Consider the following 13,329-nt stretch of genomic DNA (forward strand, 5'->3'; position numbering starts at 1 on the left):
TCAAGAAAAATTTATAATTCCGTTGGGCGTAATGCAGGCATCGAGCGCAATGTCTTCCCCCTGCAAATCGTTTATTTCTACTGGTAAATTGGTTAAAGATAGGCCAATTTTCTTCGCTTTTGTATTTTGCAGAAAACGATCGTAGAAACCTTTTCCATAGCCAACTCTGTTTCCGCGGCTATCGAATGCAAGCAAGGGCACAATAACCATGTCAATCTCGCCATCGTGCCGCAAGCTTTTCTGCGGCTCGAGAATGTTGTATAGGTTTTTTTTTATATCTCCTTTGCCCAAATATTCGTGCTGACTCATTAACGATGTGTTAAAATCTGCTTTTGGAACAACTACTTTTATGCTGGTATGATGTAATTTTAGCCATTCAATTAACAAAAAGGTATTCGGTTCTCGTTTTTCTAAGATCGGCAGGAAGATATGAAGCGTATTAACGCCGCTAAAATCCAAAGTAGAAAAATGGTGCAACAATTTCTGGTTGCTTAGGTTTAATTCATCTTCGCTTAATGCGCTTCTTTGGGCCATTGCAGCCAGTCTAATCTGCTTTTTTAGCATGGTTTAATATACATTTTATATAGCGTGTGTAGACCAAATTGCTAAAAATCTACACCAAAAAAAACCACGACAATTTGCCATGGTTCTTACTAAAGTTTGCCAGAGGGTTTCTCGCAAAAACAAAACATTTAAGATTTTACCCGTTCTACATATTCTCCAGTACGTGTATCCACTTTAATATTATCACCTTGGTTAACAAACAAAGGTACCTTAACCTCAACACCATTTTCTAACGTTGCAGCTTTTAGGGCATTTGTAGAAGTATCGCCCTTAACTGCGGGTTCAGAATAGGTAATTTCAAATTCAGCAAAATTAGGGAGTTGCCCCATTATTGGTTCGTCGCTTTCCATCGAAACAATAACATTCATGCCTTCTTTTAGGAATTTTATAGCGGTTCCAAATAATCCTTTTTCTACATTAAACTGCTCAAATGTATTGTTGTCCATCACAACTAAATAATCGCCAGCATCATATAAATATTGATAATCGTTAGTTTCTACCCTACAGATTTCTACAACTTCGTCGGTGTTCATACGAGCTTCTACAATTCTACCCGATTTAATGTTGCGAAATTTACCTGTGTAAAATGCGCCGCCTTTACCAGGTGTACGATGATTCCATTCCACCACAGTAACCAACTCGTTATTTACACGTAGAATGTTACCGTTTTTTATTTCTGATGCTTTTGACATATATGTTTTCTTTGTTATTCGGCTAATTTTTGCCAAAGTTAAAAAGTATTTTCAAAAACCTGCATTTAAAATGTTTGGTAATCGCAGCCAGATAAAACACAGATTCTAAAAATAATTTGCTTATTAAATTATTTGTGGGGAACTTGCCCTATCAGGTGATTATTTCTCACTTGTTTCGGTCGTTTGGTTTTACAACATAAATTAGCCAAGCTAACAAAAAAAGGTAATGGATTATACTGCACGAGTGCCTCACAAGACGATGGAGGATAAGTTTAACAAGATTTTGCTTAGATGCGGTTTCTCTGTCGCTAGAGCAGCCCAAATTGCAGGTGCTTTTTTAGAAAATAGTTTAGAAGGCGTTCCTTCGCATGGACTTAATAGGTTCCCAGACTTTATTAAGCTGTGTGATGATGGGATAATCGATAAAGACGCATCTCCTACCGTATTGAATAGCATGGGTGCTTTAGAAGTGTGGGATGGAAATTTTGGCCCGGGTATTTCTAACGCATATTTTAGCATGGGTAGGGCGATTGAATTGGCCAGCGAATTTGGAATTGGGTGTGTTGCCCTTAGAAATACAAACCATTGGATGCGAGGGGGGACTTACGGCTGGCAGGCAGCAAATGCGGGCTACATTTCTATCAGTTTTACCAATACAATGCCGTTAGTTGTGCCTTGGGGTGGCTTAGAGCCAAGGTTGGGGAACAATCCATTGGTTATTGCAGTACCTAGCCTAGATGGGCATGTGGTATTAGACATGGCCATTTCGCAGTTTGCCATGGGGAGGGTAAAAAATTATAACAATGCTGATAAAGAGTTGCCTATGGAAGGTGGCTATGATGCATTGGGCAATGCTACGAAAAATCCTAAGGAGATCGTAGAAAGCGGTAGGCTTATGCCCATTGGGTTTTGGAAAGGATCGGGGTTGGCGCTTATGTTGGATCTGTTAACCACAACATTATCTGGCGGAAATTCGACCGCTGACATTTCTAAGTTGAAAAAGGAAAGCGCCGTTTCCCAAACCTATATTTGTTTTAAACCCGATAGCGAAAGCCCAGCTTATGTAGAAGCGATAAGAGAGATTTTGGCTTATACCAAAACCTCGGCCAATAGCGGCCAAGTGAGGTACCCCGGCGAACACACGCGTCGGATTAGGGCTGATAATTTAAAAAACGGTATTCCTGTTGATAGGGAGATATGGGAAGGTTTGGATAACCTAGAGTAGCGCTAAGTGTGTTTTGTTTGAGAGTTGCTGTGGTTGAAATACACTGCATGTGAAATAAGATTATGACACACAAAACAGTTACACAAACAGCCAATAAAAAATAAAAAAATAATAAAAGAGTTTTTTATCTTTTGTTTATTTTTTTTATATTTGTGCCATAATAAAAAGCGATGTTTTCTAAAACCTGTGAGTACGCCATGAGAGCGATGATTTTTATCGCTCAGAATGCAATAGACGGCAGTAAGGTTGGCGTTAAGGCCATCGCGAGCGGAATTGACTCACCAGAGCATTTTATCGCTAAAATTTTGCAAGATTTGGGCAGAAAAAACATGGTTCAGTCTTCAAAAGGCCCTAATGGCGGTTTTTATTTAGACGAACGGTCAAGTAAGATTTCGCTTGCACACGTTGTTAAGACAATAGATGGAGATAAATTTTTTACAGGCTGCGGATTGGGGCTTAACCAATGCTCTGAATCGAATCCTTGCCCTATCCATAACCAATTTAAGAAAATTAGACAAGATACGTTAACCATGTTAGAAAATGCCCGCTTGGATCGGTTGGTTAAAGAAATGGATTTGAGCCCGTTATTTTTAAAAAGATAATGTTCCTTGTTGAAGGACTAAAAACCTTTGTTGACAAAAAAAAGAAGATAAAAAGATATTTATATCAGTTAATAAAAAATGAGACCGAAAAACTTAATCAGATGCGCTTTATTACTTGTTGGGTTAATAATTAGCGTACCGTATGCCGTACAGGCACAAGATCAAGCACCATCTACATTTTCATTCAGCCTTGGCGGAGTGGGTTTGAGTTTGTTTGGTCTGCTATTAATTCTGCTCCTTTTTGCTGCGCGAAGTATATTTAAGCGCGTAAAAGGATTACGTTTTAAAGAAGGGTTAAAATTTACAGAAAAAGAAAGAGAAAAATTCACCACCTATCTCGATACGCTCAATAGCCAACAAATTGATTCTTATCTGCATAGGTTAAGGTCTGGAAAGGACAAGAATAATCTAAAGCTGTTGCAAGTTGTGTTTTTAACATTTGCTCTTTGGTCTATATCTTGTTTTTCGGCTAGTGCGCAAACATCTTCTGTAAAAGATAGTGGCGTGCTTGGCGAGGGCGGAATTATTATCACGATGGTTTTGATTTCTATTCCAATAATTGCTGGGATATTCATTATGATTATTAAGGTGATGAACGGGCTTAATGGTTACAAAAATAAGCAGCGCGAAGAAGAGGCAGAAAGATTTGCTACCTACCTTAAAGCTTTGCCCGAAGATGAGGTGAAAGCAGCGCTTATAAAGAGAAAACAAGCCTTGGATTATAAGCTTACCGATCACGAGCTTTCTGGTAATGAGATTGCTTATGATGAGAAGGGACTTGTTAGCATAAATAAGGAGCTTGGCCTGCCTGTTGTCTCATTAAAGAAAAAGGCAATAAAGCGACCTAACATAGACCCTGACTTAGCCAAACTAATTCTTTGGTTTTTTGGAACTGCAACTTTTTGGTTGGTATTTGGTACTACTGTAGGAGAGTATTTAGGGATAAAATTTGTGGCACCAGATGCAGACCACATCAGTTGGTTGAGTTTTGGTAGGTTGAGGCCAGTTCATACCAATGCAGTGTTTTGGGGCTGGGCTTCTTTAGCTATGCTGGGGCTCGGGCATTATATAGTGCCAAGGGTAAGTAACGTTCAACTTTTTAGCGTAAAATTAGGTTGGTGGACGCTTTGGCTCATAAATATTACAGTAGTATTGGGCTCCTTGTGTTTAATGGCTGGAATTAACAACGGTGGTGGAGAATATCGCGAGTACATTTGGCCAGTAATGTTGCTTTTTGGGGTTGCACTTTTTCTCACACTAATCAATTTCTTAAAGACCATTGCCAGACGTACAACCAGAGAAATTTACATTGCCAACTGGTACATTGTGGCGTCGGTAATATTTGCCATTGTAATCTCACTGGTAGCGTATATTCCTATTTGGCAAGATGGCTTGGGCGAAACGATTGTGCAAGGATACTATATGCACCAGGGCGTGGGTATGTGGTTTATGCTCTTTACACTAGGTATAGTTTACTATTTCTTGCCACAACAACTCAACAAGCCGATCTATTCTTACAGTTTAGGTATTCTGGCATTTTGGACTCAGATATTGTTTTATACCCTAATCGGAACGCACCACTTTGTTTTTAGCGCAATACCATGGTGGCTACAAACAGTTGCTATTATAGGCAGTATGGGTATGGTTATCCCGGTAGTGGCAGGTACCACAAATTTTATCATGACATTTAAAGGCGCTTGGTACAAAATTAAGAGCAGTTATACGCTGCCGTTTTTTCTTGTGGGCATCATCTTCTATTTTACGGGCTCTTTGCAAGGAACTGCCGAAGCCTTTAGATCAACGAATTTGATTTGGCACTTTACCGATTTTACAGTTGCCCACTCACATTTAACCATGTACGGTATCATCTGCTTTTTTGTTTGGGCTGGTATATACGCTCTAGTGCCCAGACTAACCGGCAAAGAGGCACCACAAATAACCATAGGTGCACATTTTTGGCTTGCCTTAATAGGCTTAATGTTCTACACAATACCCTTGATGTATGGAAGCACCCTTAAAGGATTAATGTGGATGCAAAACAAACCGTTTTTAGATAGTGTAATTATGATGGCGCCTTTTTGGCTTTGGCGAGCCATTGGAGGTAGCTTAATGTGGTGTTCGCATATTTTCTTTGCCTACAACCTCTATAAAATGATCTCTCTGGGCAACATAGTAGATGTAAGGCAAGAAGCAATTACGCAGCTAGATAAAGACGAAACAATTAATAACCCAAGCGCTCAATAATTTATAGCATAAGATGGAATTTTTTAACAATCACAAGAGTCTTTTTTTAACCGCATTTTTGTTCTTTCTTGGGTTAACTATTTTGGTGGCCATCATGCCGGCCTTACACAATCAAGAAAACAACGCACCCCTGCCCAATGCAGAACCGCTAAGTGCAGAAGCTGTAGCAGGCAAAAACGTGTACATAGCAAACGGCTGTGTTGGCTGCCATACTCAACAAGTTAGAAATGTTGCTATGGATAAAGTTTGGGGAGATAGACCAAATATTGCCGCAGATTATGCAGACATAAAGCGCACTGATTTTTTTAGGAATACCGCCACATTGATGGGCACAGAAAGAACCGGCCCAGATTTAACCAATATTGGCGTTAGGCAGCCAAGTAAAGATTGGCAGTTGCTGCATCTTTATAACCCTAGAGCAGTAGTAAGAGAATCTATTATGCCCGCCTATCCTTGGATGTTCGAGGTAAAAGATAAGCCCGCAAAAAATGATGTGGTCGTCACTGTGCCAGATGATTACCGAAAAGATGTTCACGGAACTATTATTGCAACTAAAGACGCACTGAACTTAGTTGCATACCTTCAATCTTTAAAACAAACAAAACTGCCTGATGGAAACGCGCCCGATTTCTTGTATCAGAAAACTCCAAGTACTACGGAGGCTGTCGGTGCAAAGCCAGAAGGTTTAAACGGCAAGCTCCTTTACGCTACAAATTGCCAAAGCTGCCACCAGGCCAACGGCGAGGGCTTAAAAGGTGCATTTCCACCGTTAAAGGGAAGTCCAGTTGTCGATGGCGATGACCTTAACAAGTATGTAGACATTATTTTGCACGGTTATGATGCAAGAGAGGAATATGGTGTAATGCCGCCGGTGGGTGTTAATGCAAAGTTTACAGAAAATGAAATTGCGGCCATTATAAACTATGAGAGAACGAGCTGGGGAAATACTGGTAAAAAGGTTACGCCAGCAGAAATAAAGAAAATAATGGAAGTTGTAAACCAAGAAGCAAAGAAATGATGATTGGCAAAAGGAAAATTACTTTAACCGCTGTAGCAATGTTCTTTGGGGCGGTAACATTTGCATGCCCCGTTTGCGACAGGGCGGAACCAAAAATATTTAGAGGATTGGTACATGGCGGCGGCCCCAACAGCAATTCTGATTATATCATTATCGCAATAATGACAATATTGGTATTGCTTACCTTGTTTTATTCGGTTAAATTTTTGGTAAAACCAGGAGAAAGATCTACAAACCACATTAAGCGGACTATTTTATTTATCGACTAACATGCAAGAGAAGAGCACCATATTAATCTTTTTAGATGACGACGTGAAGCCACTGGCAGAAGTTGTATCTCCCGTAAATTTTGAGCTGGATACGCGCAAAATTGTTGATGGCAAACATACCCTAAAAATAGTAAGCAAGGACCCGCACGGTAAAGAAGGATTACGTTTGATTCCTTTTGAGGTGAGAAATGGTCCAGCTATATCAATTGAGGGAATAAGCGAAAACGATGTGGTAGATGGAGTACTGCCCATCATGATAAACGCGTACAGTAAAGGCGATTCGAAAGTTTTCTATATAGAGGGAAGCGAAACACCACAAAGTATACCTGCTTGGGTATGGATATTAATTATCGGTTTCGTTGGTTGGGCGCTGTTTTATCTCATTAGGTATATTTCTATCACACAATTATAAGAGCGCAAAATGGAGGCATTAACAGACATTGCAACATTAGAAGACATCAAGCTGTTGGTGGATACGTTTTACGGAAACGTGCAAAAAAACGAACTTATAGGCCCCATATTTAACAGTCGGTTAGCAGGAAGATGGGAAATGCATTTAGAGAAAATGTACACGTTTTGGCAAACCGTTTTGTTAAATAAGCACACCTATTTTGGAAGCCCGTTTCCGCCACATGCAAGAATGCCGATAGAAAAGCAACATTTTGATACTTGGTTATCTTTATGGCGCAATGTGATAGATCAGCATTTTAAAGGAGAAGTTGCAGACGAGGCAAAATGGCGGGGTGATAAGATGGCAGAACTGTTTATGGCTAAAATAGATTATTATAAAACCAGCTCAGCCACTCCATTGTCATGAGAAGTCGGGTAAATCATCCATTAACTATTATTGCTATTTTTATTTGGGTTGGGGCGGTATTTGCCATCAGTTTTTTAGAAGCTTGGTTAAAGTTTCAGGCACCCGGAGTTACCATAGCTATCGGTTTGGGCATTGGAAAATTGGTGTTCGCTGCGTTAAATAATTTTCAGTGGATTTTGGCCATTGTAGTTGTCGCCAGCTTTTCGTTTGGCAAATCTAAATTTTCAGAAATTGAAAATTTACTGGTCTATTTTGTTATCGGCTTACTGCTGTTGCAAACATTTTGGCTGTTGCCTTCGCTAGATCAAAGGGCAAGTTTGGTGATAGCAGGAAAAAATTTAGGTGCTTCTAATCTGCATATTTATTTCATTGTTGTAGAAATTTTAAAGGTTCTAGCGCTTATGACAGCTGGAATTTTGAACTTTAAGAGGGAACGATAGTGATATATGCGAAGTTCTTCTCGCATTTTATTGTCGACGGAAAAAATCATTAAGAATGCTTAAATTAAAAAGAGCTTATGACGACTATCAAAAAAGCGACGGATTTCGTGTTTTGGTAGATAGGCTTTGGCCTCGAGGCGTAAAAAAGGAAGATGCACATATAGATTTTTGGGCAAAAGAATTGGCGCCAAGTACCGATCTTAGAAAGTGGTTTAACCACGAACCCGAAAAATGGAACAGCTTTTCTAAATCCTATATCGAAGAGTTGAAACACAATGAAAGTATGGAGGAGCTGCTAGAATTAGTTGAAAGTAAGGAAATGGTAACTTTAGTGTACGGGGCAAAAGATGAGCAGCACAATCATGCCATCGTACTTTTAAATTTCATCAAACAGAAAAATAATTATGGCACTTAAGCGAAACGAAAATTTATTGGCGCTTTCTAGAGAACATCATTATGGTTTGCTTTTTTGTTGGAAGATTAGGCAAGGGCTAAAAAAGGGAATATCATTAGAAAGGATTCGTCCGTATGTTGCTCATTTTTGGGAAACACACCTATCTAATCATTTTAGAAAAGAAGAACAGACGCTGTTTGGTAAAGGCGAAAACGACCTTTATGGCACGGCAGAGGAAGAACATGGTCTAATTGAGGGTTTGGTAAATGGAATTGTATCTGGGGCATCTACAAACAAGGATGAGTATGTAGCGCTAGCCGATATGGTAGAGAAGCATATTCGTTTCGAAGAACGGTCTCTTTTCCCATCTATAGAGCAGTCGTTAAGTAATGACGATTTAAAGAAAATAGGCGCTCAATTAAAGGTAGAAGAAGCAGAAGATGCGGAAGTAGGCTACAGCGACGAATTTTGGATATAGACGGAATGAGAGATGTGGAGCTATCGGTTAACGTAATTTATGACGACGAATGTGTTGAGATAAAAACTTACGACGGAGAGTATCGGAATTTGATGACCCTTATCGCAGACCATATAGACGTAGAAAGTTTTGGAGAGTGTGGAGGAATGGGGCGTTGCGCAACTTGCATGGCCGAAGTTATGTTTTCAGAAGGTCAGCTTCCAACATCAGATAGAAACGAATATGCTACCTTAATGACGTGCGAAATAACAGACCCAAACATACGGTTAACCTGCCAATTACCTGTAGATGAAATTATTAATAATATCAAACTTCGTCTCCTAAACACCTAGATTTTTGCTTTTTTTTAAGGTTTTTTAAAAAGTTGGGCTTTTTGAAGATAACAATTTGAAATTGTAGTTTACAAGTAATTTCTTTAAAATCGCAGTGGCACTTAGGTTATTGTACTTTTATGGCTAAAGTATGTACTCATCACTCTACAACCGAGATGCAAGCAGGGTTTCTGGTTCAGACAAAGTCGAATTAGAAACGGTTAGGAAAGTCCTTTAATTGGCAAGTTAGGCTTGCAAGACGGCGCGTATTTAGATGAAGGTATACAGAATGTAAACGAAACAATAAGCAAATCTAACAACAATAAGCAACGCGCTATTTTTATTACCTATTGGTAAAACATTTCGGCGTCGAAGGAAAGTATTAAGACTGTTTTCTTCCTGTCAATTCTTATTTTACAACGGTAAAAGTAACCGTTTTTTCTTTTGCATTACCTTTATATGCGCCATTGTACCAAACCTTATTAACTCGGGTAGAAGAGCTGGATTTATCTATTGTAGCTGTTAATGTGTCAGTAAAGTTGTATTTCTTTACTTCTAAATAAGTAGTGCTTATGCCGTTTTCATTTAAGTCTGCACTAACTGAAAGAGAAAGGTAATATTTGTCGCTATTCGGCGTCTTTAAAATTTTAAAATTTTTAGAAAGATCTAGGTTGCCGTTATAAACACGTTGTTTTTGACCATTCTCTAAGTAATAAATTTCTATATCGTCAGCTTTTATAACGTTCGGATTGGTAGGGTCAAGCAGATCTGCATTGTCGGCATCAACATAATTTATACTTACAAAAGTGTCTATTATAACACAGCAAGCCTTTTTCTTGCAGCCAAGATTTAAAAAAGAGATTATGCATACAAGAGTTAATAGATTTTTCATGATTTATAGCTAATCGGATTGTTATCAAATCTATAGAATAAATAGATAAATTTCAAGTTCTATATTCTTGGGCAGTAAAATAAATTGGGTTACTTATAACGCAAAAAGCCCTTCGATTTCCGAAAGGCTTTTTGTAATACTGTTCTTTAAAAAAGAATTATTTTTTCGTGCTGTCTCCTGTTGGTGCAGGTGCAGGTGCAGGTTGTTGCATTGCTCCGCCAATTGGAGATGGACTAGGCGTTTTATCTAAGCGCTCTTGTATTGCTGAGTTACCGCCTGCTTTTTGGGTGCCACCCATTGATAATGTAGTTATGGTTAATGAAATTACCACAATAGCAGCCATCATTGCCCAAGTGCCTTTTTCTAATACGTCGCCTGTGCGCTGTACGCCAAACATATTGGTGCTACCGCCGCCGCTTACTAAGCCGCCGCCTTTTGGGTTTTGGATAAGCACAAAAATGCTAATGCCAACACATATAATAATTAATAAAATGATTAAAAAAGTTACCATGATAATATATTTATAATTTCTTTTCTATAGATTTAATAAGGTCGGCAAAGTAAGGACTTTTTTCTGGATATTTCAAACTTAATTTTTTATAAGTATCTATTGCCTTTGGATATAGCATTTGCTCAATGTAAATTTTAGCTAGAGTCTCTGTAACGAGGTCATAATGGTCTTCGGCACTTTTTTTAGCCTTATTCTCGTTGTTTATTTGCTCGGGTTTTGGTGCGCTAATAGTAGGGTCTTCTTTTAGAAATTTCTCTATAACTTCTGCGCCCTTTGATTCTTTTCCTTCTTTCTTTGGGTATTCTGCCAAATGGTCGGCAACCTCAAAAGGAGTTTGGATATGGAAAATATGCTCTACATATTGTTGCTGAAACTCAGTCTCGCTTTTTCCTGGTGCTGCTTTCTTAACTTGCTGGTTAGGTTGTGCATAAGGCTGAAAAATTTGCTCATGCTCTTTTCTGGTTTTGGCAAGCCACCATAAAAAGCTGTACGGTAATTTGTCATCATCATATTTTGATACAAAATTAACAGCCGGTTCATCTGGCACAACGGTTTCTACAAACGGTGGATCTACCGGAATATCGGTGCTTAATTTCTGTTCGAATGCAAAAAAGTCCTCACTTACTACATGGTGCAAGAATGGTTCGTCATCGGTTTTTTGCAATGTTAACAAATGTGCATCGCTGCCAGGCATGTGGCTTGGTGTTTCTAGGCCAGAAAAATCATTATTAATGGGCTTTTCTAATGCTGCCTCCGTATCTTCAGTTAAAATTGTTTCAGCAGCGTAATGCTCATAACTACTTGTTCTTTCGTCAACGCCTCTTTTAAGCAGATTATGTAAAACTGCTCCATTATTGTAAATAGCAGCTTTTGCAAGATAGCTTTCATCAGCCTTTGCCAACAAAACATAAATGGCCTGCATATATGGATACTTACTTTGCATTTCTTGCAACATAGGCACATGCATGGCTTCAACCTTTTTGGGTTGTGCCATCAGTTCTGCAAGAAGCGTTTCATTGTCCATTTTAAGGCTTTGCGGCTAAGTTATAAATTGTAGCGGTCTTTTTAAACTTTAAATGCCATCTGTTACCACTGTGCAAAAGCGCGGTTAAAAATATCTTCGGTAAGTTGCTTATTAATGTTCTCTATGGCTTGTGGAAGCAGTGATTGTACAGGCGCACCATTAAGAGGGAAGTCATAAAACCTACTAAAGCTTTGGTCGAAGCTTGCTTTGGTGTTTAAGCTATTGGTATACTTTACCGAAACTGTAATGGTAAGACGGTTTGCCCCTGCGGTTGGAACGTTGCTGTTTTGCAAGGCCACGGGTTTTATTTCGTATCCAGTAATTTGGCCTTCAAAAATGGCTTGCCCGTCCGTTGGCGTTATGCTTAGACTAGTTTGGTTTCTAATGCGCGTTTTTACTGCCTCGGTAAACTGGTTGCTTAAGGTAGGCACCACCAATGGTGCTGTATTTTCGAACACCCTAACCGTTGCTGTTTTCATTTCTGGTGGAATAGAGGCGCCGCCGAATGAATAGGAGCAAGAACTGAGCACCGCAAGCAACAACACCATAACAATGTTTGTCTTCATTAAATTTTAATATTTTAAAGGTCCAATTCCTTAATTTTTCTGTAAAGCGTGCGTTCTGAGATTCCCAATTCTTGGGCAGCAAACTTGCGCTTTCCTTTATGTTTTTTTAATGCTTTTTTAATCAAATCAGATTCTTTATCAATCAACGATAAAGATTCTTCTACCTCTTCTGCCTCGTGGGCATAGTTGTAATCTTTGTGGGCGTTGTTTGCAGTTGGTTGCTGGATGGTAAAAGACCTATCGTGGTTAGATGGTAGCTCTACATCTCGGTATAATTGATTGATGTATTGTGGATTATCGGCCAACACGGGAGCGGTGTTGCCACCATGGTGTATAATTTCCGCAACCAATTTCTTCAATTCGACCATGTCTTTTTTCATGTCGAACAAAACTTTGTATAAAATATCGCGCTCTGTAAAGTCCTCTTTGGATTGGTTAATCTTCATTGGCAGATTGTGGCCCGATTCGTTTGGAATGTAATGTAATAGTGCTGGCCCTTTAACATTCCTATCTTTCTCCAACACGCAAATTTGTTCTGCAATATTTTTGAGTTGCCTTACATTGCCCGGCCAACTGTAATTGGTTAAAATCTGTACAGCATCTGGCTCCAACTGTAAAGCTGGACTACGATATTTGTCGCTAAAATCGGCGGCAAATTTTCTAAACAATAAAAATATATCTTCTTTCCGTTCGTGAAGCGACGGTATGCGTAAGGGCACTGTATTTAATCTGTAATATAAATCCTCTCTAAATTTCCCGTTAGAAACCCTGTCATAAACATCTACGTTTGTGGCCGCAATAATTCGCACCTCTGTTTTTTGCACCTTAGATGAACCTACGCGGAGATATTGGCCGCTTTCTAATATACGCAATAACCTCGCCTGAGTACCTAATGGTAATTCTGCCACCTCGTCTAAAAAAATGGTGCCAGTATCTGCAACTTCAAAATATCCTTTTCTCGCCTCATGTGCGCCGGTAAAAGAGCCTTTTTCGTGGCCAAACAATTCAGAATCTATGGTTCCTTCGGGGATAGCGCCGCAATTTACCGCAATAAAAGGCCCATGTTTTCTAGTACTCATTTGGTGGATAATGTGCGAAAAAACCTCTTTACCGCTGCCGCTTTCTCCTGTAATCAACACAGACATATCTGTTGGCGCTACTTGGCTCGCAATATCTATCGCCCGATTTAAAAGAGGCGAATTGCCAATAATTCCGAAACGTTGTTTTATATTTTGTGTATCCATTTATCAGATTTGAGATTTGAGTCCGAAAATTCCACTCT

The 13,329-nt window shown here is 39.2% G+C and carries 20 protein-coding genes; 13 read left to right on the forward strand and 7 right to left on the reverse strand.

Annotation, left to right across the window (positions count from 1 at the left end; all coding sequences use genetic code 11):
- Positions 1 to 564 carry a 5-formyltetrahydrofolate cyclo-ligase gene (locus ABIB40_RS02455; RefSeq protein ID WP_354355622.1) on the reverse strand — a complete coding sequence of 188 codons (564 nt, stop codon included), beginning with the start codon at positions 562 to 564 and terminating at the stop codon, positions 1 to 3.
- Positions 565 to 692: 128 nt separating this feature from the next.
- Positions 693 to 1,256 carry an elongation factor P gene (efp, locus tag ABIB40_RS02460; protein ID WP_354355624.1) on the reverse strand — a complete coding sequence of 188 codons (564 nt, stop codon included), beginning with the start codon at positions 1,254 to 1,256 and terminating at the stop codon, positions 693 to 695.
- Between the two features lie 226 nt (positions 1,257 to 1,482).
- Between efp and yiaK the strand changes: the two genes are divergently transcribed.
- The 13 genes from yiaK to ABIB40_RS02525 all read left to right on the forward strand — a co-directional run bounded on the left by yiaK (position 1,483) and on the right by ABIB40_RS02525 (position 9,411).
- Positions 1,483 to 2,481, forward strand: a complete 999-nt coding sequence (yiaK, locus tag ABIB40_RS02465; RefSeq protein WP_354355626.1) for a 3-dehydro-L-gulonate 2-dehydrogenase — start codon at positions 1,483 to 1,485, stop codon at positions 2,479 to 2,481.
- Positions 2,482 to 2,651: 170 nt separating this feature from the next.
- Positions 2,652 to 3,083, forward strand: coding sequence for an RrF2 family transcriptional regulator (locus ABIB40_RS02470; protein WP_354355628.1), 432 nt, complete (start codon positions 2,652 to 2,654; stop codon positions 3,081 to 3,083).
- 78 nt (positions 3,084 to 3,161) lie between these two features.
- Positions 3,162 to 5,327 (forward strand): cbb3-type cytochrome c oxidase subunit I, encoded by a 2,166-nt coding sequence (locus ABIB40_RS02475; protein ID WP_354355630.1) that lies wholly within the window; start codon positions 3,162 to 3,164, stop codon positions 5,325 to 5,327.
- Between the two features lie 13 nt (positions 5,328 to 5,340).
- Positions 5,341 to 6,345 carry a cytochrome c gene (locus tag ABIB40_RS02480; protein ID WP_354355632.1) on the forward strand — a complete coding sequence of 335 codons (1,005 nt, stop codon included), beginning with the start codon at positions 5,341 to 5,343 and terminating at the stop codon, positions 6,343 to 6,345.
- Complete coding sequence (locus tag ABIB40_RS02485; RefSeq protein ID WP_354355634.1) at positions 6,342 to 6,614, forward strand: hypothetical protein; 273 nt, start codon at positions 6,342 to 6,344, stop codon at positions 6,612 to 6,614. The genes ABIB40_RS02480 and ABIB40_RS02485 overlap by 4 nt, the downstream gene beginning before the upstream one ends.
- A 1-nt stretch (position 6,615) precedes the next feature.
- Positions 6,616 to 7,026 (forward strand): cytochrome C, encoded by a 411-nt coding sequence (locus ABIB40_RS02490; RefSeq protein ID WP_354355636.1) that lies wholly within the window; start codon positions 6,616 to 6,618, stop codon positions 7,024 to 7,026.
- A gap of 9 nt (positions 7,027 to 7,035) precedes the next feature.
- Positions 7,036 to 7,431 (forward strand): group III truncated hemoglobin, encoded by a 396-nt coding sequence (locus ABIB40_RS02495; protein WP_354355638.1) that lies wholly within the window; start codon positions 7,036 to 7,038, stop codon positions 7,429 to 7,431.
- Positions 7,428 to 7,871 carry a hypothetical protein gene (locus ABIB40_RS02500; RefSeq protein WP_354355640.1) on the forward strand — a complete coding sequence of 148 codons (444 nt, stop codon included), beginning with the start codon at positions 7,428 to 7,430 and terminating at the stop codon, positions 7,869 to 7,871. Before ABIB40_RS02495 ends, ABIB40_RS02500 begins: the two co-directional genes overlap by 4 nt.
- A gap of 55 nt (positions 7,872 to 7,926) precedes the next feature.
- Positions 7,927 to 8,286: a DUF488 domain-containing protein gene (locus ABIB40_RS02505; protein ID WP_354355642.1), complete on the forward strand. Its 360-nt coding sequence runs from the start codon at positions 7,927 to 7,929 to the stop codon at positions 8,284 to 8,286.
- The gene (locus ABIB40_RS02510) at positions 8,276 to 8,743 is read left to right on the forward strand and encodes a hemerythrin domain-containing protein (protein WP_354355644.1); all 468 of its coding nucleotides are present in this window, start codon (positions 8,276 to 8,278) and stop codon (positions 8,741 to 8,743) included. Before ABIB40_RS02505 ends, ABIB40_RS02510 begins: the two co-directional genes overlap by 11 nt.
- Positions 8,734 to 9,075, forward strand: coding sequence for a ferredoxin (locus ABIB40_RS02515; protein ID WP_354355646.1), 342 nt, complete (start codon positions 8,734 to 8,736; stop codon positions 9,073 to 9,075). Before ABIB40_RS02510 ends, ABIB40_RS02515 begins: the two co-directional genes overlap by 10 nt.
- A gap of 130 nt (positions 9,076 to 9,205) precedes the next feature.
- Positions 9,206 to 9,292, forward strand: coding sequence for a DUF2853 family protein (locus tag ABIB40_RS02520; protein ID WP_354356331.1), 87 nt, complete (start codon positions 9,206 to 9,208; stop codon positions 9,290 to 9,292).
- Positions 9,292 to 9,411 (forward strand): DUF2853 family protein, encoded by a 120-nt coding sequence (locus tag ABIB40_RS02525; protein ID WP_354356333.1) that lies wholly within the window; start codon positions 9,292 to 9,294, stop codon positions 9,409 to 9,411. The genes ABIB40_RS02520 and ABIB40_RS02525 overlap by 1 nt, the downstream gene beginning before the upstream one ends.
- A 52-nt stretch (positions 9,412 to 9,463) precedes the next feature.
- Here ABIB40_RS02525 and ABIB40_RS02530 read toward each other — a convergent pair whose 3' ends face one another.
- From ABIB40_RS02530 to ABIB40_RS02550, 5 genes are all read right to left on the reverse strand, one after another.
- Positions 9,464 to 9,946, reverse strand: a complete 483-nt coding sequence (locus ABIB40_RS02530) for a hypothetical protein (RefSeq protein ID WP_354355648.1) — start codon at positions 9,944 to 9,946, stop codon at positions 9,464 to 9,466.
- Between the two features lie 157 nt (positions 9,947 to 10,103).
- A complete protein-coding gene (secG, locus tag ABIB40_RS02535) occupies positions 10,104 to 10,457 on the reverse strand; it encodes a preprotein translocase subunit SecG (RefSeq protein WP_354355650.1) in 354 nt (117 codons plus the stop codon).
- A gap of 10 nt (positions 10,458 to 10,467) precedes the next feature.
- The gene (locus ABIB40_RS02540) at positions 10,468 to 11,481 is read right to left on the reverse strand and encodes a DUF8458 domain-containing protein (RefSeq protein ID WP_354355652.1); all 1,014 of its coding nucleotides are present in this window, start codon (positions 11,479 to 11,481) and stop codon (positions 10,468 to 10,470) included.
- 62 nt (positions 11,482 to 11,543) lie between these two features.
- The gene (locus ABIB40_RS02545; protein WP_354355654.1) at positions 11,544 to 12,047 is read right to left on the reverse strand and encodes an LptE family protein; all 504 of its coding nucleotides are present in this window, start codon (positions 12,045 to 12,047) and stop codon (positions 11,544 to 11,546) included.
- 14 nt (positions 12,048 to 12,061) lie between these two features.
- Positions 12,062 to 13,291 (reverse strand): sigma 54-interacting transcriptional regulator, encoded by a 1,230-nt coding sequence (locus ABIB40_RS02550; protein WP_354355656.1) that lies wholly within the window; start codon positions 13,289 to 13,291, stop codon positions 12,062 to 12,064.
- Positions 13,292 to 13,329: the final 38 nt, after the last annotated feature.

It is taken from the genome of Pedobacter sp. UYP30, from assembly GCF_040547165.1.
Lineage (GTDB): Bacteria > Bacteroidota > Bacteroidia > Sphingobacteriales > Sphingobacteriaceae > Pedobacter.

Bases quoted from the DNA above. Each gene is read 5' to 3' on its own strand.
- ABIB40_RS02455 (WP_354355622.1), bottom strand. From the start codon at position 564: ATGCTAAAAAAGCAGATTAGACTGGCTGCAATGGCCCAAAGAAGCGCA.
- efp (WP_354355624.1), bottom strand. From the start codon at position 1,256: ATGTCAAAAGCATCAGAAATAAAAAACGGTAACATTCTACGTGTAAAT.
- yiaK (WP_354355626.1), top strand. From the start codon at position 1,483: ATGGATTATACTGCACGAGTGCCTCACAAGACGATGGAGGATAAGTTT.
- ABIB40_RS02470 (WP_354355628.1), top strand. From the start codon at position 2,652: ATGTTTTCTAAAACCTGTGAGTACGCCATGAGAGCGATGATTTTTATC.
- ABIB40_RS02475 (WP_354355630.1), top strand. From the start codon at position 3,162: ATGAGACCGAAAAACTTAATCAGATGCGCTTTATTACTTGTTGGGTTA.
- ABIB40_RS02480 (WP_354355632.1), top strand. From the start codon at position 5,341: ATGGAATTTTTTAACAATCACAAGAGTCTTTTTTTAACCGCATTTTTG.
- ABIB40_RS02485 (WP_354355634.1), top strand. From the start codon at position 6,342: ATGATGATTGGCAAAAGGAAAATTACTTTAACCGCTGTAGCAATGTTC.
- ABIB40_RS02490 (WP_354355636.1), top strand. From the start codon at position 6,616: ATGCAAGAGAAGAGCACCATATTAATCTTTTTAGATGACGACGTGAAG.
- ABIB40_RS02495 (WP_354355638.1), top strand. From the start codon at position 7,036: ATGGAGGCATTAACAGACATTGCAACATTAGAAGACATCAAGCTGTTG.
- ABIB40_RS02500 (WP_354355640.1), top strand. From the start codon at position 7,428: ATGAGAAGTCGGGTAAATCATCCATTAACTATTATTGCTATTTTTATT.
- ABIB40_RS02505 (WP_354355642.1), top strand. From the start codon at position 7,927: ATGCTTAAATTAAAAAGAGCTTATGACGACTATCAAAAAAGCGACGGA.
- ABIB40_RS02510 (WP_354355644.1), top strand. From the start codon at position 8,276: ATGGCACTTAAGCGAAACGAAAATTTATTGGCGCTTTCTAGAGAACAT.
- ABIB40_RS02520 (WP_354356331.1), top strand. From the start codon at position 9,206: ATGTACTCATCACTCTACAACCGAGATGCAAGCAGGGTTTCTGGTTCA.
- ABIB40_RS02530 (WP_354355648.1), bottom strand. From the start codon at position 9,946: ATGAAAAATCTATTAACTCTTGTATGCATAATCTCTTTTTTAAATCTT.
- secG (WP_354355650.1), bottom strand. From the start codon at position 10,457: ATGGTAACTTTTTTAATCATTTTATTAATTATTATATGTGTTGGCATT.
- ABIB40_RS02540 (WP_354355652.1), bottom strand. From the start codon at position 11,481: ATGGACAATGAAACGCTTCTTGCAGAACTGATGGCACAACCCAAAAAG.
- ABIB40_RS02545 (WP_354355654.1), bottom strand. From the start codon at position 12,047: ATGAAGACAAACATTGTTATGGTGTTGTTGCTTGCGGTGCTCAGTTCT.
- ABIB40_RS02550 (WP_354355656.1), bottom strand. From the start codon at position 13,291: ATGGATACACAAAATATAAAACAACGTTTCGGAATTATTGGCAATTCG.